The organism is Xanthomonas codiaei, from assembly GCF_002939785.1.
Taxonomy (GTDB): domain Bacteria; phylum Pseudomonadota; class Gammaproteobacteria; order Xanthomonadales; family Xanthomonadaceae; genus Xanthomonas; species Xanthomonas codiaei.
In genome coordinates this window covers 1-19,301 of record NZ_MDEC01000035.1, presented here as the reverse complement: position 1 = coordinate 19,301, position 19,301 = coordinate 1, and the positions used below count along the sequence as shown (strand labels likewise).

Sequence of the window (19,301 nt, the reverse complement as noted above, 5' to 3'; positions counted from 1 at the left end):
GTCGGGAATCAGGGAAGAGGAGTGGCCTGGTCGGGCGCGGCCAACCAGCGTTCGACGATCACGGCCGCGGCCATCGCATCCAGTGCCTCGGCATCGCGGCGACGCTTGCGCCCATCGGCGCGCTCGCGCGCGAAACGCTGCGCGGCCTCGACCGAACTGGAGCGCTCATCGATCAATACCACCGGCAGCGCGTAGCGCTCGCGCAGCTGGCGGGCGAATGCATGGGCACGCTTGCGCGCAGGCTGGTCCTTGCCGTCCAGGGTGAGCGGGTCGCCGACCACCAGGCCGTCGGGCCGCCACTCCCTGTGCACGCGATCCAGCGCCACCCAATCCGGGCCGCTGGCGTGCACGTTGACCACCGCCACCGCGCGTGCTCCGGCACCCAGCGCGGTGCCGACCGCCACGCCGATCCGGCGCGACCCCACGTCGAAGCCCAGCACCGTGCCATCGGGGCGGATGGTGCCCGCCTCAGGCATGCCCGGAATAATCCGTCAGCCGGAACAGGTCCACCCCGATGCGTCCGGCGGCAGCCTGCCAGCGATCTTCCAGGGCGGTATCGAACAGCACGTTGGCATCGGAAGGCGCGGTCAGCCAGCTGTTCTCGCCCAGCTCGAATTCCAACTGCCCCGCTCCCCAGCCCGCACAGCCCAGCGCCACCAGCGCGTTGCGCGGGCCTTCGCCGGCGGCCATGGCTTCGAGGATGTCGCGCGAGGTGGTCAGGAACACGCCCTGCCCCACTTCCAGGCTGGAATCCCATTCGCGCGCATCGTCGTGGATGACGAAGCCGCGCTCCGGATGCACCGGCCCGCCACTGAGCACGATCTGCTCGCACAACTGCGCGTCTTCGGTCTCGATCCCCATCTGCGACAGCACTTCGCCCAGGGTGTACTCGGACGGGCGATTCACCAGCACCCCCATCGCACCGTTCTCGTCGTGCTGGCAGATCAGCGCGACGCTGCGGGAAAACGTGGGGTCGGACAGCGCCGGAAGCGCGATCAGTAGTTGGTTGGCCAGCGGCGTGGGTAAAACGGACATGGCCGCATTCTAGCCGTTCGTTTCGCTGCGCGCAGAGCCGCTGCCATACTGGCCCCTTGCCGCGAACATGGACCGTACATGCAAACCCTCCCCAGCACCCACAGCCTCGGCCCCGAGATGCCCCTGCCACGCCAGACCCGAGCCTTGATCGTGCTGGTCGCGCTGTTGCAGGGCGGACTGCTGTACCTGGCGGCCCTGGGCGCGCAGCACGGCGTGCGGCCGTTCACCGAACTGGGCGTGCGCATCTGCTGGTACACCCTGGTGATGACAGTGCCCAGCATGGTGCTGCTGAGCCTGCAGCAGCTGCGCGATCGCCGCCTGTGGCAGCACGTGGCAGGCACCACGCTGGTGTTGGCCGCACTGGGCAGCTGGGCGGCGTGGAGCGCCACCGGCGCACCAGCCCTGCAGATCGCCAGTGTCCTGTGGCCATTCGGCTTCACCGTCGCGGTCGGGTGGTTCGTCGCCCTGCCCTGGTTGCAGTATCGCCAGCAGCACGGCCACTGGCGGGCGGACTACCGCACCCTGTTCGACCATGCCTGGCAGAACGCGTTGACCCTTGCGCTGGCGCTGCTGTTCGTCTGGGTGTGCTGGATGGTGCTGTGGTTGTGGGCCAGTCTGTTCGCCCTGGTCAGGATCATGGTGTTTCGCGAGCTGTTCCGCGAACAGGCCTTCATCTATCTGGCCACGGGCGTGATGACGGGGCTGGGCATCCTGATCGGGCGCACCCAGCACCGCGCCGTGCAGGTGATGCGGCAGATCCTGTTCTCGCTGTGCACGGGCCTGCTGCCGCTGCTGGCCGCGGTGAGCGTGCTGTTCTTGCTGGTGCTTCCATTCACCGGCCTGCAGGCGCTTTGGCAGACCCGTTCGGCGGCGGCGATCCTGCTGAGCCTGGTGTTCGGGCTGGTGCTGTTCACCAATGCGGTCTATCGCGATGGCGACGTGCAGCCGCCGTATACGCGCTGGCTGCGCTGGGTGGTCGAGGCCGGCCTGCTCAGCCTGCCCCTGCACGCGGCGCTGGCCGCCTACGCCCTGGTTTTGCGCATTGCGCAGCATGGCTGGACCGGCGAGCGCTTCTGCGCAGCCGTGCTGGCGACCCTGGCGCTGGCGTACGCCCTGGCCTATGCGTTCGCGGTGCTGCGGCCGCGTGCGGGCCACTGGCTGACGCACCTGGCCAGCGGCAACATGCTGTTGTCGTGGGTGGTGATCGGCCTGGCGATCCTGATCAACAGCCCATTGCTGGATCCTTACCGCATCACCGTGCACAGCCAGATCCAGCGGCTGGCGACCGGCACGCCCGAGAGCGAGAAGGCGAACCTGGAGTTCCTGCGTTTCGACAATGGCCGCCGCGGCTACCTGGCCGTGCAGTCGTTGCGCCAGAGCCCGGCATTTGCCGGCGATGCCGCGCGCAGGCAGCGGCTGGAACGGCTGCTGGCGCGCACCACGCGCTGGGGCCACGATGAAGAGCCCCAGGAGCCAACGCACAAGGAACTGACCGACCTGGAGCAGATCCGCCAGCGGATCGCCGTGGCTGCCGGCAAGAGCGAACCGCCGGCCGATTGGTGGACCTATCTGCTGACGTCCGCGCCGCGCCTGCAGGATCGGGGAGAGTGCACGCAGAACGACAGCCGCTGCATCGTCAGCAGCGACGACCTGGACCAGGACGGCCGGCCCGATGTGCTGCTCTGCGATGTCAAAGGCGAATACTCGATCGCATGCATGCTGTATGCGCGCAACCAGGGCGGCTGGTATCAGGCAGGCACGACCCGGTTCTATTCCGGCAGCAGCGATACCCAAACCCTGGCACGCGAGGCACTGCGCGACGGCCAGGTGCAGGCACGTCCCAGCCGCTGGCCGGACCTGGTGCTGCCGGGCGACAGGCGCATGAGCATCAAACCAAGCGAAGAGGGCATCAGACCGGAGCGCACCCCATGAGCGGCTATTGCAGCATCGCCCCGGGCCACCCGGTGCACGGCCATTACCACGACCACGAATACGGCTTCCCGCAACGCGACGAACGCGAGTTGTTCGAGCGCCTGGTGCTGGAAATCAACCAGGCCGGCCTGAGCTGGGAGACCATCCTGCGCAAGCGCGCCAATTTCCGGCAGGCCTACGACGGCTTCGACGTGGATACCGTGGCGGCCTATGGCGATGCAGAGATCGACCGCCTGCTGGGCGATGCCGGCATCATCCGCAATCGTCTGAAGATTCTGGCGGCCATCCACAATGCGCAGGTCATCCAGACGCTACGCCGTTCGCACGGCAGCTTCGCGCAATGGCTGGACGCGCATCACATGTTGGACAAGCCGGCCTGGATCAAACTGTTCAAGAAGACCTTCCGCTTCACCGGTGGCGAAATCACCGGCGAATTCCTGATGAGCCTGGGCTACCTGCCCGGCGCGCATCATGCGCAGTGCCCGGTCTACAGGAAGATCGCCAGGCTGAAACCGGCATGGATGCAGCACGCGTGAGCCGGCGCAGACGCGGCTCGGATGCAGCGCCAGGCCGATGCTGATCGGCCTGGCAGAGGTCATCGCGCCGGCCTGCGCCATCAACGGCCGCGGTAGCGATCAGCGCACTACGCGCCGAACGCGCGCAGATCACACCCCCATGTAGCGATGCGGGCGGTGATTGAACATCAGCACCAGGCTCAGCATCAATGCGCCGATCGCCGAATACAGCACCTTGTCCGGCTTCAATACGAAGAACGCCACCAGCATCAGCATCGCATCGAAGCTCATCTGCACCTTGCCCGCGCTCCAGCCGCGCTCGCGTTGCAGGTAGACCGCCAGGATGCCGATGCCGCCCAGGCTGCCGCGGTGGCGGATGAAGAACAGGATGCCAAGGCCGGACAGCGCGCCGCCGACAATGGCCGAAAACGCGGTATCCATATGCGCGTAATCGGCCCAGCGCGGCAGCAGATTGGTCAGCGCGCCGCAGGCAGCGACCGCCGCAAAGGTCTTCAGGGTGAATTCCCAGCCCATCCGGCGCACGCTCAACCAGTAGAACGGCAGGTTGACCAGCACGAACACCAGGCCGAAATTCCAGTCCAGCGCGTAGTGCAGCAAGAACGCCACACCGGCCATGCCGCCGATCATCAACCCACCCTTGGCGAAGATCGCAAGACCCAGCGACGCCACCAGGGTGGCCAGCACCATGCCCTGCACATCCTCGGCCACCGAGTGGTGATACGCGTGATCGTCGGCCGGGGTGCCGGCCGAATCCGGCGGTGGCGTCAACGGGCCGGAGGTGACCACGGCGCCATCATCGGGCAACGGCTCTTGCTCCGGACGCAGATCGGAATCGGGAAGGCTCACGGGTAGGGGCACTGCAGTGGGGTGCGATATTAGACACTATCGGCCGCCCCGGTTACATCTGAAACCACGGCGAATGCCATGCAAGGGTCAGGCGGTACCGGAACAACCGGCACGCCGTGTCGACCAGGCGCTGAGCACTGCGCGCCACCGACGGTGCAGCATATCCGCTACAGGCCCGTGAACGCGGTTACCTGGCAACCCGCGCCCTGCCGTCCGCCACACCGGCGAGATTCGCGGGCGCGCGGTGATCGCCCGCAGTGCGATCCAGTTGCGGTAGAACCAGTAGCCGCCGTAAGCCCCGAAGGTGCTGACAAACATCGCAACCAGCTTCCAGTTGGACGGTGCAAATAGCAGCGCCAGCGGCTCGTCCTCCCAGCGCTGCGCCAGCGGATCGGCAGCAGCGTGCGCGTTGCTGGTGGCTGCAACGAGGGCTTGCGTCATGTCCGAAGACCTCACCGAACCTCGGCGATCTCCACGCCATCCAGCCCCTGCGCCAGGGTCTTGGCATCGCCGCCCTGCGACAGCTTGATGCGCAAACGCACCTCGTTCTGCGAATCGGCGTAGCGCAAGGCGTCCTCGTAGCTGATTTCACCGGCCTGGTAGAGCTCGAACAGGCTCTGATCGAAGGTGCGCATGCCCAGGTTGGTGGACTCCTTCATGATCTCCTTGAGCTTGTGGATCTCGCCGTCGCGGATGTAGTCCTGCACCAGCGGCGTGCCCAGCATGATCTCCATCGCCACGCGGCGGCCGCGCCCGTCCGGGGTCGGAATCAGCTGCTGCGCGACCACGCCCTTGAGGTTGAGCGACAAATCCATCAGCAGCTGGTTGCGGCGGTCTTCCGGGAAGAAGTTGATGATGCGGTCCATCGCCTGGTTGGCGTTGTTGGCGTGCAGCGTGCACAGCACCAGGTGGCCGGTTTCGGCGAAGGCGATGGCGTGGTCCATGCCTTCGCGGGTGCGCACCTCGCCGATCATGATCACGTCCGGCGCCTGGCGCAGGGTGTTCTTCAGCGCGTTTTCCCAGCTGTCGGTGTCGATGCCGACCTCGCGCTGGGTGATGATGCAGCCCTCGTGCTTGTGCACGAATTCGATCGGGTCCTCGATGGTGATGATGTGCCCGGTGGAATTCTGGTTGCGGTAGCCGATCATCGCCGCCAGCGAGGTCGACTTACCGGTACCGGTGGCGCCGACGAAGATGATGATGCCGCGCTTGGTCATCGCCAGCGTCTTGATCACCGGCGGCAGGCTCAGCTCTTCCACGGTGGGAATGCGCGTCTCGATCCGGCGCAGCACCATGCCCACCTGGTTGCGCTGGTAGAAGCAGCTGACACGGAAACGTCCCACCCCGGACACGCCGATGGCGAAATTGCACTCGTGGGTCTTTTCGAACTCCTCGCGCTGCGAGGGCGTCATCACGTTCAACACCAGGTCGCGGCTCTGCTGCGCGGTCAACGGCGTCTGCGTGATCGGGCTGATCTTGCCATGCACCTTGATCGCCGGCGGCATGCCGGAGGTGATGAACAGATCCGACGCCTTCTGATGCGCCATCAGCTTGAGGAAGGAAGTGAAGTCGATGGTGCTCATGGCGTGCTCCTCTGGAGCAGGGATTCGGGAGTGGAGATTCGGGATTGGCAAGAGCGGGGTCTGGGACGGGAGTCGCCGTTGCGATTCCCCAATCCCGAATCCCGAATCCCGGCTACTCGAATATCCGCTTGTCCTTGGCGTATTCGCGCGCCTGGTTGCGCGTGATCAGGCTGCGCTTGACCAGGTCCTGCAGATGCTGGTCCAGGGTCTGCATGCCGTACTGCTGGCCGGTCTGGATCGCCGAATACATCTGCGCCACCTTGTCCTCGCGGATCAGGTTGCGGATGGCCGGGGTGCCGACCATGATTTCCCACGCCGCCGTGCGTCCGCCGCCGACTTTTTTCAGCAGCGCCTGCGAAATCACCGCGCGCAGCGATTCGGACAGCATCGAGCGCACCATCGGCTTTTCGCCGGCCGGGAACACGTCGATGATGCGGTCGATGGTCTTGGCCGCCGAGCTGGTATGCAGGGTGCCGAACACCAGGTGGCCGGTTTCCGCGGCGGTCAGCGCCAGGCGGATGGTTTCCAGGTCGCGCAATTCGCCGACCAGGATGATGTCCGGGTCTTCGCGCAGTGCCGAACGCAGCGCTTCGTTGAAGCCGTGCGTGTCGCGGTGCACTTCGCGCTGGTTGATCAGGCACTTCTGCGAGGTGTGCACGAACTCGATCGGATCCTCGACAGTGAGGATATGGCCGTATTCGTTCTTGTTGATGTAGTCGATCATGCCTGCCAGGGTGGTCGACTTGCCCGAACCGGTCGGGCCGGTCACCAGGATCAGGCCCTGCGGCTGGTCGATCAGCTGGCGGAAGATCGGCGGGCAGCCCAGGTCCTCCAGGGTCAGCACTTCGGAGGGAATGGTACGGAACACCGCACCGGCACCGCGGTTCTGGTTGAATGCATTGACGCGGAAACGTGCCAGCGAGGGAATCTCGAACGAGAAATCGACCTCGAGGAATTCTTCGTAGTCGCGGCGCTGCTTGTCCGACATGATGTCGTACACCAGCGCGTGCACCTGCTTGTGGTCCAGCGCCGGAATATTGATGCGACGGACATCGCCATCGACACGGATCATCGGCGGCAGCCCTGCAGACAGGTGCAGGTCCGATGCCTTGTTCTTGACAGAAAACGCCAATAGTTCAGCGATATCCATGCGCTGCTTTTCCCCTAGGCTGCGATTGGAAGGTACTCCCCGGCCGGCAGTATAGCGTTCTGGCAGCGCGCGGGAAGCGGCCGGCCGCCGGTTCAGGCCGGCAGACCCGTGCAGGACTGAAGGCGTTGTTTTTCGGGCATGAGCGGCACGGCCCCTGCCCGCATGCGGACGCAGGTAGCGCCAACCGCGCCCGGCAACCGCCGCACATGCGCGCCGACCTGCCGCCCGATACGCCTGCGTGCACGTCCGCCTCCTTCTATATACGCCGCCTGCCGCTGTGCGCTGGAAGCCAGCCACCGGCAGCGGCACACTAGCGTCCCCGTCCTTGCTGGATATTCCCGTGCCGGTTTCGTCGCTGCAGCAGATTCTCGATGCCATCCAGGCCGCGGCAGCCCAGCATGCCCGTAGCGAGGTCCGCCTGCTCGCAGTCTCCAAGACCAAGCCTGCCGAGGCCATTGCCGCGCTGGCCGCGCAGGGACAGCGCGCATTCGGCGAAAACTACGTACAGGAAGCCGAGACCAAGGTCGCCGCGCTCCGCGCACTGCAGCTGGAATGGCACCTGATCGGCCACCTGCAATCCAACAAGGCCGAACTGGCCAGCCGGTGCTTCGACTGGGTGCAGACAGTGGACCGCCCCAAACTGATCCCGTTGCTGGCGCGCCATCGCCCCAACGATCGCGCACCACTGAATGTGCTGATCCAGGTCAATATCGACGATGAGGACAGCAAACACGGTTGCGCGCCGGAGACGATCGACGCGCTGGCCGACGCCATCGCGCTGCAGCCGACGCTGCGCCTGCGCGGACTGATGGCCATCCCTGCACCGTTTCCCGAAGCGGCGCGGCGCGCACAAGCGTTTACCCGCATGCAGGGGCTGTTCCAACAACTGAAGCAGCGCTTCGCGCAGGTGGACACCTTGTCGATGGGCATGAGCGCGGATTTCGCCGAAGCGATCGCGGCCGGTGCCACCATGGTGCGGGTGGGCACGGCACTGTTCGGCGCGCGCACGTCCTCGCCCGAGGCATCCGCCTGATCCGCGCCGCGCGCCGGCACTATCCATTCCTATCTACTGGAGTCACCGATGACCCTGCCCCCTGCGTCTGCATCGTCCGCCAATGCCGGATCCATCGCCTTCATCGGCGGAGGCAACATGGCGCGCAGCCTGATCGCCGGGCTGATCCGGCAGGGCGTGCCGGCTGCAGGCATCCGCGTCGCCGAGCCGGTGGCCGAACTACGTGCATCACTGTCGCGCGACTTCGGCGTGGAGACGCTGGATGACGCGCGCCAGGCTGCCGACGGAGCGGACATCTGGGTGCTGGCGGTCAAGCCCCAGGTCATGCCTGCGGTGTGCACGCAGCTGGCCGACCTCGCTCAAGCCCGGCAGCCGCTACTGCTGTCGATCGCGGCCGGCATCACCGCAACGCAGTTGCAGCGTTGGTGCGGCGGCGATGTGGCCGTGGTCCGCGCGATGCCCAATACCCCTGCCCTGCTCGGTGCCGGCGTCACCGGGTTGTACGCCACTGGGCGCGTCTCCACGACCCAGCGCGCGCAGGCCAGTCGGTTGCTGCAGAGTGCCGGCGTCACCGTGTGGATCGAGGAGGAAACCCAGATGGACGCGGTGACCGCCGTCTCCGGCAGCGGACCGGCCTATGTGTTTCTGCTGGCCGAAGCGATGGAGGCGGCGGCACAGGCGCAAGGGCTTCCGGCCGACACCGCCCGCACGCTGGTGCTGCAGACCCTGCTGGGCGCGGCGCGCATGCTCACCGAATCGGGCGAGTCGCCCGAAGTGCTGCGCCATCGGGTGACCTCGCCCAACGGCACCACCCAGGCGGCCATCGAGACATTCCAGGCCGGCGGTTTCGAAGCGTTGACCGCGCAGGCGATTGCCGCAGCCACCGAACGCGGCCGCAGCCTGTCGGCTGCCAACGATTAGGCGAGCTGTACCGGCTGCAAGGCCGCCGGTCGATGCAGACGCGCAGCACTACGCAGTCCCGGACCAAGCATCGGTCGAGCGCGCACCTGCAAGCAGAACCGCGCGGCGATGCGGGGGTGCAGAGCACTGGCGCAGTGCCGCCGCCGCACTGCAGCGCCTCCATGCAAAGCTCGCATGCGGACAGTGCAATCGATGCTAGGCACTGTCGCGCCGACAACGTCCTGGCGCGGTGTTGCCATCGCCCACCAATGCGTGCACCGACATCGCGCCACGGGCTGCGGGTATCTGTGCGAGCGCGCGCCTGCTCGCGCAACCCGCCTGCTGCTTTGCGGCAGATGCGAGGCAGACCTGCGCGCCGTACGTGTTGGGCACGCTGTTTTGTCCGTGTTCTGCGCCGCCGGTGAACGAATCCCGGTCGAAAGACGCTTTTTTTCGGCGGTTTCATCGTTTGCCTATTGGCGGCGCGCAGCAGTTGCCCTACATTTCGCGTTGCCGACCGGGTCGGCAGACCCAACACCACCAACGAATACGGAACGCATAACCCATGGCAAAAACCGCCGCTAAGAAGGCTGCCCCCAAGAAGGCAGTGAAAAAGGTCGCCGCCACCAAGACCGCGAAGCCGGCCAAGGCCGCTACCAAGACCGCCGCGCCGAAGCCGATCAAGGAAGCCCTGAGCAAGACCGGCCTGGTCGCGCACATCGCCGAATCCACCCAGCTGGCTCCGAAGGACGTCCGCGCCGTGCTGGCCTCGCTGGAAGCCACCGCACATGCGTCGCTGAGCAAGAAGGGCGCTGGCAGCTTCACCCTGCCGGGCATGCTCAAGATCACCTCGGTCAACGTGCCGGCCAAGCCGAAGCGCAAGGGCATCAACCCCTTCACCAAGGAAGAGCAGATCTTTGCCGCCAAGCCCGCAACCTGCAAGATCAAGGTGCGCGCGATGAAGCGGCTGAAGGACGCAGCGCTGTAATCGCGCCTGCATCCGGTGTCATCGAGACGGCCTGCGGGCCGTCTTTTTTTTGTGTTTCCCTGCCGTCTTGCAGGCGGTGCGATTGGCCACACCACATCGCACTCATCGCCGCTTGCCTACCATGGCAGCGAGTTCGCACCCGAGTCGCCGATGACCGCACGCTCCCCCCGCAGCCCTGCCCGACGTGTGCGCCGGCTGCTGGTGTCGATCGCCCTGCTGTGCGCCTTGGGCGTGGCAGCGCGCTGGGCCTGGCAGTCGCCGATGGCCGAACGCCTACGCACCAGCTGGGAGTTGTCACGGATGCCGCCGCCGCAAGCGTTGCGGGTGCCGGTGCACAACGTGCGTGCCCGGCAGATCGCCGATACCTTCGGCGCGCCGCGGGGACGCGACCGTACGCATGCCGGGGTCGACATCTTCGCGCCGCGTGGCACTCCGGTGGTGGCATCGACACGCGGCGTGGTCAGCGCCATTCGCGATCGTGGCCTGGGCGGCAAGCAGGTCTGGGTACTCGGCCCGGCGATGGAGCGACACTATTACGCGCACCTGGACGACTGGGCGGCAGGCCTGGCCGTTGGTGACGTGGTCGAGCCCGGCACGCCGTTGGGGATGGTTGGCACCACCGGCAACGCGCGCGGCACGCCGCCGCACCTGCACTATGGTGTGTACGGGCGCAACGGTGCGTACGATCCGCTGCCGTTGTTACGCAAGAGCGCGGCTTCGCCGGTCGACTGAGCACGCTGGAACACTGCGTCATGGCCCGCCCTATCGAGCGCGTCGCAGGCTGCGCCTATGGTGGCCCTATCCTGAAGTGACGCGACCACCATGTCCCGAAAACGCTATCGCATTACGGTCACGCCCATCGAGAACGACGGCCGCCCCTGCGACGACCGTTGCACCATCGAGTTCGAACAGCGCTCGCGCGCCGACTGGATGCGCCTGCTCGAAGAACTGCACCTGCGTCGCGACCTCAGCAGCGACGAGTGCGCCGCACTGACGGTCGGCTCGCAATTACTGGAAGACCTGGCCGCACGCCCACGCGCACGGCCCAGCGATGCGCTGGACGCCTTGCGGCCCAGGCTGCAGTTGCTGCTCGAGCGACTGCAGCGCGTGCATCCCGCGCCCTGAGCGCACAGCTGGCTACTGGCGCCGTTACACTGCGCGCTTCGCGGACGGAGAGGTGCCATGCGCTGGATCGCCATTGCCATATCGCTGGCCGCATTGGTCGGTTGCAGCTGTCAACGCACCGCAGATCGCGCGATCGACGCGACAACACCCGCGTCCACCGCCACCGCACCGCCACCATCGACTGGTGCAGCCGATCGCGACGCATCTTCGCCTGCCACGGCCGATTCGCCCGCTGCTGCGCAAGCGCGTATCGACCTAGCCGAAGCAAGCGCCACCGTGCAACGCTATCTGGGCGCCCTGCCCGGCGCCGCACGTGCCGATGCCGACGCACTGTGGACAGGTGGGCGTCCGCCACCGGTACCTGACGACGCCGTGCTGCGCGCGATGACCGGCATCCAGTCGATGCGCATCAACAACGACCCACCGGTCCTGCTGGACCCGGACAATCCGCAGCGGCGGATCGAAGTGCCGGTACGCATCATCGTGCGCGGCGCATCGGGCACGCAGCAGCTGGTTGGCGCCTATCGCCTGCAGCCGCGCGCAGGCAGCGACACCTGGGAGATCTACTCGGCCACGCTGCAGCCGGTATTGCGCTAACCCGTGGTTCACCGACGCTGGCTAAGGTTGTGTCACCTGTAGCCGGAGTCACTCGATGAAACTGCGTTCGCTTGCCGGATCCGCGCTCGCCCTCGCCTTGGCATTGCCTGCCAGCGGCGCCTGGGCGGCGCCTCAGATCCAGGGACACCAGATCAGCGTGCAGGCCAGCGATCTGCAGCAGTACCTGGGTGGCCGCTTCCCGCAGACGCATGACGCGCTAGGCGGCCTGATCGAAATGACCGTCAGCAACCCGGCGCTGTCGCTGCCGCCGGGCGACCGGATGAAGATGGCCTTCGACCTGGCGGTTGCCACCGCCGGTGCTGCGCCGGCGCCAGTGGGCAATGTCACCTTGACCAGCGCGCTGCGTTACGACACTGCCAAGCAAGGCTTTTATCTGGACCAACCCAGCATCGACGATTTCCGCCCGGCCAATGCCGGCGCAAAGCTCGACCACAGCACCCGGCAGTTGCTCAATACCTGGCTGGCCGACTACGCGCGCAAGGAGCCGATCTACCGCATCGACCCGGCGATCGCTGCTGCCATGGGCGCGGTGCAGGTGGAGTCGGTAGGAATCCAGAACGGACGCGTGGCCGTCAACTTCAACCAGAACATCGAGCAACTGGTGCCGGCAGCGGCGCTATCGGGAAAATAGCCCGCTCGCATCACAGGTGCATCAGGCAGGACCCCCAGGTGCGAGGCAATGAGTGCCTGCACGAAGGCCCGACGCGACAGCGCCGGGCCTTCTTTCATCGGATGCGCAGTTAGGCTGCCAGCGCCTTTGCGACCGCAGCACTGAAGGCAGGAATATCGTCAGGCTTGCGACTGGTGATCAGCTGGCCGTCCACCACCACTTCCGCGTCCTGCCAACGTGCGCCGGCGTTGCTCAGATCGGTCTTGACCGACGGCCACGACGTGACGTTGCGGTCGCGAACCAGGTCGCTTTCGAGCAACAGCCACGGCCCGTGGCAGATCGCGGCAACCGGCTTGTTTGCCGCGGCGAATGCACGAATGAAGCCAATCGCCTGCTGGTCGGTGCGCAAGGTATCGGGATTGAGCACGCCGCCGGGCAGCACCAGGGCGTCGTAGTCCTGCGCCGTCGCCTTGTCCAGTCGACGGTCCACCGCCACCGAATCACCCCAATCGGTGTGATTCCAGGCGCGGATCTTGGCCGCATCGCCAGGCGCGATCACCTCGACCTTGGCGCCCCAGGATTCCAGCAGGCGCTTGGGTTCCTGCAGTTCGGATTGTTCGAAGCCGTCGGTGGCCAGCACGGCGACGGTCTTGCCAGAGAGCGAATACGACATGCGGGGCTCCTTACTGAAAGAAGCCCGCACCGTAGGCAGCGCGGCGTTGCGCATCCGTGAACCGATGTCTGCGTCGCGTCAGCGCGCAACGCGCCTGCACATGCTCAGCGCTTGGGCTGCAGCATCGTGCCGGTGCAGTTCTTCGAGCCGCAACGGCATTCCCAGATCTTCTTCAGACGCGGCGTATGCCGTTCGCTCAGGGTGATGCCGTAGTTGTAGGTGAGTTCTTCGCCGGGCTTGATGGCACGCTTGGCCTCGATGAAGATCTTGTCCTTGCTGCGGTCATCGCCCTCGGCCTCCTCGATCACCGCTTCGCAATTGGGATTGCAGCTGTGGTTGATCCAGCGCGCGACATTGCCTTCGTAGTTCGCATCCAGCACGTAATCGTCGCTGAGCGTAAACAGAAAGGTATGCCCGCTTTCCACATCGCCGGTGTCGTCGGCGTCCACCTCGGCATGCGTGCGCAGGCGCCCCTTGTACTGGATGATGCGCTCGCCCTTGCGGAGCGGGGCGAGGGCGAACATGCCATTGCCGTGGATACGTGACTTGCGGGCGGCAACTTTGCGCGACATGTAAGGGTCCGGTGAGGGGGCCGCTCATTGTGACTGCAGCGCGCCCAAGCGCCAAGCACAAGCGCGCCGATGTCCGCAACGGATTGCGCTTGCCGGCGGCTGAACCGGGCGATTGGCCCTGTCGCGCCCAAAAGAGTACAATTTCGGTCCGCTTTCGGATTTGCCCGCCCGCCCATGTTGCGCGTCACCAAACTCACCGATTACGCCACCGTGGTGCTGACCGTGCTGGCCGCGCGCAGCGAACAGGTGCTCAGTGCCACCGAGCTGGCCGAGCAGGCCGGCCTGGAAGCGCCGACCGTGAGCAAGATCCTCAAGCCGCTGTCGCAGGCCGGGCTGGTCGAAGGCCTGCGTGGCGTGCACGGCGGCTACCGGCTCGCGCGCGCAGCCAGCGACATCACCCTGGTGGAGATCGTCGAGGCGATGGAAGGCCCGCTGGCGATCACCGAATGCAGCCAGGACCACAGCCAGTGCGGCATCGCCCACACCTGCGGCGTGCGCTCCAACTGGCGCCTGATCAACGACGTGGTGGGCGATGCCCTGCGCCGCGTGACGCTGGCGCAGATGCTGCAGCCCCTCTCCCTCCCTGGCGACAGCCGCCGGCGTTCCATCGCCGCGCGTGTCGCGACCACCTGACCTGTAGGCAGCCCGATGGCCACCGAACTTGCTCCTCCGCAGAATGCGCAGATCCTCGAACGGCTGGGCCGGCGTTACGACGCCGGCTTCGTCACCGAGATCGAATCCGATTCGCTCCCGCCCGGCCTGGACGAAGATGTCATCCGTGCGCTGTCGGCCAAGAAAGACGAGCCGCAGTGGATGACCGACTGGCGCCTGGAGGCGTACCGCCACTGGCTGAAGATGCCGATGCCGGAGTGGGCGAAGCTGCAGATCGCACCGATCGATTTCCAGGCGCTGAGCTATTACTCCGCGCCCAAGGGCCCGAAGTACGCTTCGCTCGACGAGGTGCCCAAGGAACTGCTCGACACCTACGACAAGCTCGGCGTGCCGCTGCACGAGCGCGCCAAGCTGGCCGGGGTGGCGGTGGATGCGGTGTTCGATTCGGTCTCGGTCGGCACCACCTTCCGCAAGGAACTGGCCGAAAAGGGCGTGATCTTCTGCTCGATGTCCGAGGCCATCAAGGAGCATCCGGAGATCGTCCGGCAGTACCTGGGCAGCGTGGTGCCGGTCGGCGACAACTACTTCGCCGCGCTCAACTCGGCGGTGTTCTCCGATGGCAGCTTCGTGTTCATCCCCAAGGGCGTGCGCTGCCCGATGGAACTGAGCACCTACTTCCGCATCAATGCCGGCCATACCGGGCAGTTCGAGCGCACCTTGATCGTGTGCGAGGACAAGGCCTATGTGTCGTACCTGGAAGGCTGCACCGCGCCGATGCGCGATGAAAACCAGCTGCATGCCGCGGTGGTGGAGCTGGTGACGCTGGAAGATGCCGAGATCAAGTACTCCACGGTGCAGAACTGGTACCCGGGCGACGAGGAAGGCCGCGGCGGCATCTACAACTTCGTCACCAAGCGCGCCGAATGCCGTGGCGCGCGCAGCAAGGTGACCTGGACCCAGGTCGAAACCGGCTCGGCGATCACCTGGAAGTATCCCTCGTGCGTGCTGCTCGGCGACGATTCGGTGGGCGAATTCCATTCGGTGGCACTCACCCACCACCGCCAGCAGGCCGATACCGGCACCAAGATGATCCACATCGGCAAGCGCACCAAAAGCAAGATCGTCAGCAAGGGCATCAGCGCCGGGCGCGGCCAGAACACCTACCGCGGCCTGGTCAAGGTGGACCGTAATGCCGATGGCGCGCGCAACTACACCCAGTGCGATTCGCTGTTGATCGGCAAGCAATGCGGCGCGCATACCTTCCCCTATATCGAGGTGAAGAACCCGGGCGCCACCGTCGAGCACGAGGCCACCACCTCCAAGATCAGCGACGACCAGTTGTTCTACTGCCGCGCGCGCGGCATCAGCCAGGAAGATGCGGTGTCGCTGATCGTCGACGGCTTCTGCAAGCAGGTCTTCCGCGAACTGCCGATGGAGTTCGCCGTGGAAGCCAAGAAGCTGCTGGAAGTCTCGCTGGAAGGCAGCGTCGGCTGACGCTGCCTTCGAGAGTCGGCATTAGGGATTGGGGATTCGCAGAACCCCGCACCGATGCCGACCGGCTGACCCGCTTTTACCAATCCCAAATTTCGAATCCCCAATCCCATGCTTACGATTACCAACCTCCACGCCAGCATCGCCGGCAAAGACATCCTCAAGGGCCTGTCGCTGGATATCCAGCCCGGCCAGGTGCACGCCATCATGGGCCCCAACGGTGCCGGCAAGTCCACGCTGGGCAATGTGCTGGCCGGGCGCGATGGTTATGAGGTCGGCGAAGGCAGCGTGCAGTTCGACGGCAAGGATCTGCTCGACCTGCCGCCGGAAGAACGCGCCGCCGCCGGCCTGTTCCTGGCCTTCCAGTACCCGGTAGAAATTCCCGGCGTCAACAACACCTATTTCCTGCGCGCCGCGCTCAATGCACAGCGCAAGGCGCGTGGCGAAGACGAGCTGGATTCGATGCAGTTCCTCAAGCTGGTGCGGCAGAAGCTGGCCGTGCTGCATCTGAAGGACGAACTGCTGCACCGTGGCGTCAACGAAGGTTTCTCCGGCGGCGAAAAGAAGCGCAACGAGATCTTCCAGCTGGCCGTGCTCGAACCCAAGCTCGCCATCCTGGACGAGACCGATTCGGGCCTGGACATCGATGCGCTCAAGAGCGTGGCCGATGGCGTCAACGCCTTGCGCTCGCCGGAGCGCTCGTTCCTGGTAATCACCCACTACCAGCGCCTGCTCGATTACATCAAGCCGGACGTGGTGCACGTGCTGGCCGAAGGCCGCATCGTGCAGAGCGGCGGCCCGGAGCTGGCGCTGGAGCTGGAAAAGCACGGCTACCACTTCCTGAAGGATCGTGTGGTGCCCGAGGTTGCCGCCTGATGAGCGCCTTGCTCGATTCCCTGGCGCGCGGCTTCTGCGGCGACGACAGCCGCCGCGCCGAACTCGATGCGGCCCTGCACAGCGGCCTACCCGGCCCGCGTGCCGAAGCCTGGAAATACACCTCGCTGCGGCAGCTGGAGCGGCGCAGCTTCCAGCCCGCGCCGCTGGTGCCGACGCTGGTCGACGCCGCCGCGCTGGACGAGATTCCGTCGCCGCGCCTGGTATTCGTCAACGGGCGGCCATCGCAGGCGCTGAGCGATCTGTCTAGCTTGCCCGACGGTGTGCAACTGGACACCTTGTCCGCGTCCCTGGCCGAGAACGGCCAGGCGCAGCAACTGCTTGGCCGGCGCTTCGACGGCAGCGACGAGATCTTCGCCCGCCTCAATGCCGCACTGGCCGACGAAGGCGTGCTGGTACAGGTGCAGGATGGCGCGCAGGTCGCGCTGCCGCTGCACCTGGTGTTCGTCAGCGTGGCCGGCGAACACGATCTGGCCTGGCATCACCGTCATCTGATCGAGTTGCGTGCCGGCGCGTCGTTGAACGTGGTCGAGCATCACCTGCATGTCGGCGATGCGGCGCACCTGGCCAACAGCCTGATGCACGTGCACCTGGCGCAGAATGCGGTGTTGTCGCACGCACGCGTGCAGGCCGACAGCGCGCAGGCCACCTCGCTGCTGCGCACCGATGCGGTGCTCGCGCGCGATGCGCGCTACCAGCGCGTGGATCTGGAACTGAGCGCCGGCCTGTCGCGGCACGAACTCAACGTGCGCCTGGAAGGCAGCAACGCCCGGCTCACCGCCAATGGCGTGCTGCTGGGTAATGGCCGTCGTCATGTCGACACGCGCCTGGGCATCGAACACATCGCCCGCGATACCGTCTGTGAGCTGCTATGGCGCGGCGTGGGCGCCGATCGCAGCCGCGTGGTCTTCCATGGCGGCATCCGCATCCGCCCCGGCGCCGACGGCACCGATGCGCGGTTGTCCAACAAGAACCTGCTGCTCTCGTCCAACGCAGAAATCGATACCCAGCCGGTGCTGGTGATCGACGCCGATGAAGTGCAGGCCGCGCATGGCGCCACCGTCGGCCAGCTCGACGACAACGCCTTGTTCTACCTGCGCTCGCGCGGCTTGCCGCAGGCGCAGGCGCAGCGTTTGCTGAGCGCCGCGTTCTGCCACGAGCCGTTGCGCGTACTGCCGGACGCGCTGACCGCGGTGCTGGCGCTGCAGCTGGACCGCGCCTTGAATTCGGCGCGCGTGGCATGAACATGCCGGCCGTTCCGCAGCACGCGGCGCCCGATTGGGACCGCGTGCGCTCCGATTTCCCGTTGCTGATGCGGCAGGTGCACGGCAAGCCGCTGATCTATTTCGACAATGCCAACACCGGGCAAAAGCCGCTCCAGGTGATTGCGGCTACCGACGAGTTCTATCGTCGGCAGAACGCCAACGTCAGCCGTGCAGTGCATGCGCTGGGAACCGAGGCAACCGATGCGTTCGAAGGCGCACGCAGCAAGCTGGCGCGCTTTCTCAACGTGCGCGCCGAAGAGCTGGTGCTGTGCAGCGGCACCACGTTCGCGATCAACCTGGTGGCCTATTCGTGGGCGCTGCCGCGGCTGGGCCCGGGCGATGTGATCCTGGTCTCGCGCATGGAACACCACGCCAACATCGTGCCGTGGCAGTTGGTGGCCCAGCGCACCGGCGCCAGCATCCGCGTGGCCGAGATCACCCCCGATGGCGCGCTGGATCTGGACGCACTGCGCAAGGCAATGACGCCCGAGGTCAAGCTGCTGGCCGTCACCCATGTGTCCAACGTATTGGGCACGGTGAATCCGGTGCGCGAGATCTGCCGGGACGCGCGCAAGCGCGGCATCGTCACCGTGGTGGACGGCTCGCAGGCGGCGCCGCACCGGCGCATCGACGTGGCCGCGATCGGCTGCGACTTCTACGCCATCACCGGCCACAAGATGTGCGGCCCCACCGGCACCGGTGCACTGTGGGCACGCCGGGAGCACCTGCAGGCGATGCCGCCATTTTTAGGCGGCGGCGAGATGATCAAGGAAGTCAGCTTCGAGGGCACCGTGTTCAACGAGGCCCCGCACAAGTTCGAAGCCGGCACGCCGAATATCGCCGGCTTCGTGGGCCTGGGTGCGGCAGTGGACTATCTGGATACCCTGGGTCTTGCGCATGTGGAAGCGCGCGAGGCGGAACTGCTGGCGCACTTCACCGAGGAGCTGCAGCGCATCGACGGCCTGCGCATCTTCGGCACCACGCCGGACAAGGCGGCGGTGGTGTCGTTCCTGGTCGAAGGCGCCCACGCGCACGACCTGGCCACCCTGCTCGACCTGGAAGGCGTGGCCATCCGCTCCGGCCAGCACTGTGCGCATCCGCTGCTGCAGTACTACGACGTGGCCGCCACCTGCCGCGCATCGCTGGCGTTCTACAACACCCACGACGAGATCGAGCGGTTTGTTGCTGCCCTGAAGAAGGTGCGGACGCTGCTCGGGTAAGTATTGGATCCTTGAGTTCTCTGCGTCGTTGCAATTTCTTCTCACGCCGGGAGAAGGTGCCCCGAAGGGGCGCATGAGGGTCCGTGCGAAGCCTGGCGTAGTTTGACTGCGCGAGCGCTTCGCTCCGTACCCTCACCCCAACCCCTCTCCCGACGGGAGAGCAACTGTCTTGATCAACCGACGGCGTCAGCCGCCAGTTGATCTCGCATCTTGGCGTTGAGGATGACCAGCAGCTTGCG

At 66.0% G+C, this 19,301-nt stretch carries 22 protein-coding genes; 14 read left to right on the top strand and 8 right to left on the bottom strand.

The window, feature by feature from the left end; translation table 11 throughout:
• Positions 1–8: 8 nt before the first annotated feature.
• Positions 9–476 carry a Holliday junction resolvase RuvX gene (gene ruvX / locus XcodCFBP4690_RS19220; protein WP_104543521.1) on the bottom strand — a complete coding sequence of 156 codons (468 nt, stop codon included), beginning with the start codon at positions 474–476 and terminating at the stop codon, positions 9–11.
• Positions 469–1,035, bottom strand: a complete 567-nt coding sequence (locus tag XcodCFBP4690_RS19215) for a YqgE/AlgH family protein (RefSeq protein WP_104543519.1) — start codon at positions 1,033–1,035, stop codon at positions 469–471. The genes ruvX and XcodCFBP4690_RS19215 overlap by 8 nt, the downstream gene beginning before the upstream one ends.
• Before the next feature lie 78 nt (positions 1,036–1,113).
• Between XcodCFBP4690_RS19215 and XcodCFBP4690_RS19210 the strand changes: the two genes are divergently transcribed.
• Together XcodCFBP4690_RS19210 and XcodCFBP4690_RS19205 are read left to right on the top strand one after the other, a co-directional pair.
• Positions 1,114–2,967: a DUF4153 domain-containing protein gene (locus tag XcodCFBP4690_RS19210; protein ID WP_104543517.1), complete on the top strand. Its 1,854-nt coding sequence runs from the start codon at positions 1,114–1,116 to the stop codon at positions 2,965–2,967.
• Positions 2,964–3,503, top strand: coding sequence for a DNA-3-methyladenine glycosylase I (locus XcodCFBP4690_RS19205; RefSeq protein WP_104543515.1), 540 nt, complete (start codon positions 2,964–2,966; stop codon positions 3,501–3,503). Before XcodCFBP4690_RS19210 ends, XcodCFBP4690_RS19205 begins: the two co-directional genes overlap by 4 nt.
• Positions 3,504–3,632: 129 nt before the next feature.
• Here XcodCFBP4690_RS19205 and XcodCFBP4690_RS19200 read toward each other — a convergent pair whose 3' ends face one another.
• The 4 genes from XcodCFBP4690_RS19200 to XcodCFBP4690_RS19185 all read right to left on the bottom strand — a co-directional run bounded on the left by XcodCFBP4690_RS19200 (position 3,633) and on the right by XcodCFBP4690_RS19185 (position 7,082).
• Entirely contained in the window at positions 3,633–4,307 is a 675-nt protein-coding gene (locus XcodCFBP4690_RS19200) for a YitT family protein (RefSeq protein ID WP_167394715.1), read from the bottom strand.
• Positions 4,308–4,436: 129 nt separating this feature from the next.
• Positions 4,437–4,790 carry a hypothetical protein gene (locus XcodCFBP4690_RS19195; RefSeq protein ID WP_104543513.1) on the bottom strand — a complete coding sequence of 118 codons (354 nt, stop codon included), beginning with the start codon at positions 4,788–4,790 and terminating at the stop codon, positions 4,437–4,439.
• Between the two features lie 11 nt (positions 4,791–4,801).
• Positions 4,802–5,932 (bottom strand): PilT/PilU family type 4a pilus ATPase, encoded by a 1,131-nt coding sequence (locus XcodCFBP4690_RS19190; RefSeq protein ID WP_029218821.1) that lies wholly within the window; start codon positions 5,930–5,932, stop codon positions 4,802–4,804.
• Positions 5,933–6,044: 112 nt separating this feature from the next.
• Complete coding sequence (locus XcodCFBP4690_RS19185; RefSeq protein WP_104543511.1) at positions 6,045–7,082, bottom strand: type IV pilus twitching motility protein PilT; 1,038 nt, start codon at positions 7,080–7,082, stop codon at positions 6,045–6,047.
• A gap of 340 nt (positions 7,083–7,422) precedes the next feature.
• Between XcodCFBP4690_RS19185 and XcodCFBP4690_RS19180 the strand changes: the two genes are divergently transcribed.
• The 7 genes from XcodCFBP4690_RS19180 to XcodCFBP4690_RS19150 all read left to right on the top strand — a co-directional run bounded on the left by XcodCFBP4690_RS19180 (position 7,423) and on the right by XcodCFBP4690_RS19150 (position 12,356).
• Positions 7,423–8,115 carry a YggS family pyridoxal phosphate-dependent enzyme gene (locus XcodCFBP4690_RS19180; RefSeq protein ID WP_104543575.1) on the top strand — a complete coding sequence of 231 codons (693 nt, stop codon included), beginning with the start codon at positions 7,423–7,425 and terminating at the stop codon, positions 8,113–8,115.
• Between the two features lie 48 nt (positions 8,116–8,163).
• Positions 8,164–9,015: a pyrroline-5-carboxylate reductase gene (gene proC / locus XcodCFBP4690_RS19175; RefSeq protein ID WP_104543510.1), complete on the top strand. Its 852-nt coding sequence runs from the start codon at positions 8,164–8,166 to the stop codon at positions 9,013–9,015.
• Positions 9,016–9,559: 544 nt separating this feature from the next.
• The gene (locus XcodCFBP4690_RS19170) at positions 9,560–9,982 is read left to right on the top strand and encodes an HU family DNA-binding protein (RefSeq protein ID WP_104543508.1); all 423 of its coding nucleotides are present in this window, start codon (positions 9,560–9,562) and stop codon (positions 9,980–9,982) included.
• Between the two features lie 150 nt (positions 9,983–10,132).
• Positions 10,133–10,714: a M23 family metallopeptidase gene (locus XcodCFBP4690_RS19165; protein ID WP_104543506.1), complete on the top strand. Its 582-nt coding sequence runs from the start codon at positions 10,133–10,135 to the stop codon at positions 10,712–10,714.
• Positions 10,715–10,804: 90 nt separating this feature from the next.
• Positions 10,805–11,107: a DUF3861 family protein gene (locus XcodCFBP4690_RS19160; RefSeq protein WP_104543504.1), complete on the top strand. Its 303-nt coding sequence runs from the start codon at positions 10,805–10,807 to the stop codon at positions 11,105–11,107.
• 249 nt (positions 11,108–11,356) lie between these two features.
• On the top strand, positions 11,357–11,704 hold the full coding sequence (locus tag XcodCFBP4690_RS22930) for a hypothetical protein (protein ID WP_104543573.1): 348 nt from the start codon (positions 11,357–11,359) through the stop codon (positions 11,702–11,704).
• A gap of 55 nt (positions 11,705–11,759) precedes the next feature.
• Positions 11,760–12,356, top strand: coding sequence for a DUF1439 domain-containing protein (locus XcodCFBP4690_RS19150; RefSeq protein ID WP_104543502.1), 597 nt, complete (start codon positions 11,760–11,762; stop codon positions 12,354–12,356).
• A 109-nt stretch (positions 12,357–12,465) separates the two neighbouring features.
• On the opposite strand, the gene XcodCFBP4690_RS19145 is transcribed toward XcodCFBP4690_RS19150, so the two are convergent.
• Together XcodCFBP4690_RS19145 and XcodCFBP4690_RS19140 are read right to left on the bottom strand one after the other, a co-directional pair.
• Positions 12,466–13,008, bottom strand: a complete 543-nt coding sequence (locus tag XcodCFBP4690_RS19145) for a type 1 glutamine amidotransferase domain-containing protein (RefSeq protein WP_104543500.1) — start codon at positions 13,006–13,008, stop codon at positions 12,466–12,468.
• Positions 13,009–13,112: 104 nt separating this feature from the next.
• On the bottom strand, positions 13,113–13,580 hold the full coding sequence (locus XcodCFBP4690_RS19140) for an SET domain-containing protein (RefSeq protein ID WP_104543498.1): 468 nt from the start codon (positions 13,578–13,580) through the stop codon (positions 13,113–13,115).
• 174 nt (positions 13,581–13,754) lie between these two features.
• Between XcodCFBP4690_RS19140 and XcodCFBP4690_RS19135 the strand changes: the two genes are divergently transcribed.
• The 5 genes from XcodCFBP4690_RS19135 (at position 13,755) to XcodCFBP4690_RS19115 (ending at position 19,062) form a co-directional block, all read left to right on the top strand.
• On the top strand, positions 13,755–14,213 hold the full coding sequence (locus tag XcodCFBP4690_RS19135) for an SUF system Fe-S cluster assembly regulator (RefSeq protein ID WP_104543496.1): 459 nt from the start codon (positions 13,755–13,757) through the stop codon (positions 14,211–14,213).
• Between the two features lie 15 nt (positions 14,214–14,228).
• Positions 14,229–15,686 (top strand): Fe-S cluster assembly protein SufB, encoded by a 1,458-nt coding sequence (sufB, locus tag XcodCFBP4690_RS19130; protein WP_104543494.1) that lies wholly within the window; start codon positions 14,229–14,231, stop codon positions 15,684–15,686.
• Between the two features lie 108 nt (positions 15,687–15,794).
• Entirely contained in the window at positions 15,795–16,559 is a 765-nt protein-coding gene (gene sufC, locus XcodCFBP4690_RS19125; RefSeq protein ID WP_104543492.1) for a Fe-S cluster assembly ATPase SufC, read from the top strand.
• Positions 16,559–17,821 carry a Fe-S cluster assembly protein SufD gene (gene sufD / locus XcodCFBP4690_RS19120; protein WP_104543490.1) on the top strand — a complete coding sequence of 421 codons (1,263 nt, stop codon included), beginning with the start codon at positions 16,559–16,561 and terminating at the stop codon, positions 17,819–17,821. The genes sufC and sufD overlap by 1 nt, the downstream gene beginning before the upstream one ends.
• Positions 17,818–19,062, top strand: coding sequence for a cysteine desulfurase (locus XcodCFBP4690_RS19115; protein WP_104543487.1), 1,245 nt, complete (start codon positions 17,818–17,820; stop codon positions 19,060–19,062). The genes sufD and XcodCFBP4690_RS19115 overlap by 4 nt, the downstream gene beginning before the upstream one ends.
• Positions 19,063–19,301: the final 239 nt, after the last annotated feature.

Coding starts and splice junctions, on each gene's coding strand:
- XcodCFBP4690_RS19195 (WP_104543513.1), bottom strand. CDS start 4,790: ATGACGCAAGCCCTCGTTGCAGCCACCAGCAACGCGCACGCTGCTGCC.
- sufD (WP_104543490.1), top strand. CDS start 16,559: ATGAGCGCCTTGCTCGATTCCCTGGCGCGCGGCTTCTGCGGCGACGAC.
- sufB (WP_104543494.1), top strand. CDS start 14,229: ATGGCCACCGAACTTGCTCCTCCGCAGAATGCGCAGATCCTCGAACGG.
- XcodCFBP4690_RS19165 (WP_104543506.1), top strand. CDS start 10,133: ATGACCGCACGCTCCCCCCGCAGCCCTGCCCGACGTGTGCGCCGGCTG.
- XcodCFBP4690_RS19150 (WP_104543502.1), top strand. CDS start 11,760: ATGAAACTGCGTTCGCTTGCCGGATCCGCGCTCGCCCTCGCCTTGGCA.
- XcodCFBP4690_RS19215 (WP_104543519.1), bottom strand. CDS start 1,035: ATGTCCGTTTTACCCACGCCGCTGGCCAACCAACTACTGATCGCGCTT.
- XcodCFBP4690_RS19140 (WP_104543498.1), bottom strand. CDS start 13,580: ATGTCGCGCAAAGTTGCCGCCCGCAAGTCACGTATCCACGGCAATGGC.
- XcodCFBP4690_RS19170 (WP_104543508.1), top strand. CDS start 9,560: ATGGCAAAAACCGCCGCTAAGAAGGCTGCCCCCAAGAAGGCAGTGAAA.
- XcodCFBP4690_RS19185 (WP_104543511.1), bottom strand. CDS start 7,082: ATGGATATCGCTGAACTATTGGCGTTTTCTGTCAAGAACAAGGCATCG.
- sufC (WP_104543492.1), top strand. CDS start 15,795: ATGCTTACGATTACCAACCTCCACGCCAGCATCGCCGGCAAAGACATC.
- proC (WP_104543510.1), top strand. CDS start 8,164: ATGACCCTGCCCCCTGCGTCTGCATCGTCCGCCAATGCCGGATCCATC.
- XcodCFBP4690_RS19210 (WP_104543517.1), top strand. CDS start 1,114: ATGCAAACCCTCCCCAGCACCCACAGCCTCGGCCCCGAGATGCCCCTG.
- XcodCFBP4690_RS19205 (WP_104543515.1), top strand. CDS start 2,964: ATGAGCGGCTATTGCAGCATCGCCCCGGGCCACCCGGTGCACGGCCAT.
- XcodCFBP4690_RS19160 (WP_104543504.1), top strand. CDS start 10,805: ATGTCCCGAAAACGCTATCGCATTACGGTCACGCCCATCGAGAACGAC.
- ruvX (WP_104543521.1), bottom strand. CDS start 476: ATGCCTGAGGCGGGCACCATCCGCCCCGATGGCACGGTGCTGGGCTTC.
- XcodCFBP4690_RS19190 (WP_029218821.1), bottom strand. CDS start 5,932: ATGAGCACCATCGACTTCACTTCCTTCCTCAAGCTGATGGCGCATCAG.
- XcodCFBP4690_RS19145 (WP_104543500.1), bottom strand. CDS start 13,008: ATGTCGTATTCGCTCTCTGGCAAGACCGTCGCCGTGCTGGCCACCGAC.
- XcodCFBP4690_RS19115 (WP_104543487.1), top strand. CDS start 17,818: ATGAACATGCCGGCCGTTCCGCAGCACGCGGCGCCCGATTGGGACCGC.
- XcodCFBP4690_RS19135 (WP_104543496.1), top strand. CDS start 13,755: ATGTTGCGCGTCACCAAACTCACCGATTACGCCACCGTGGTGCTGACC.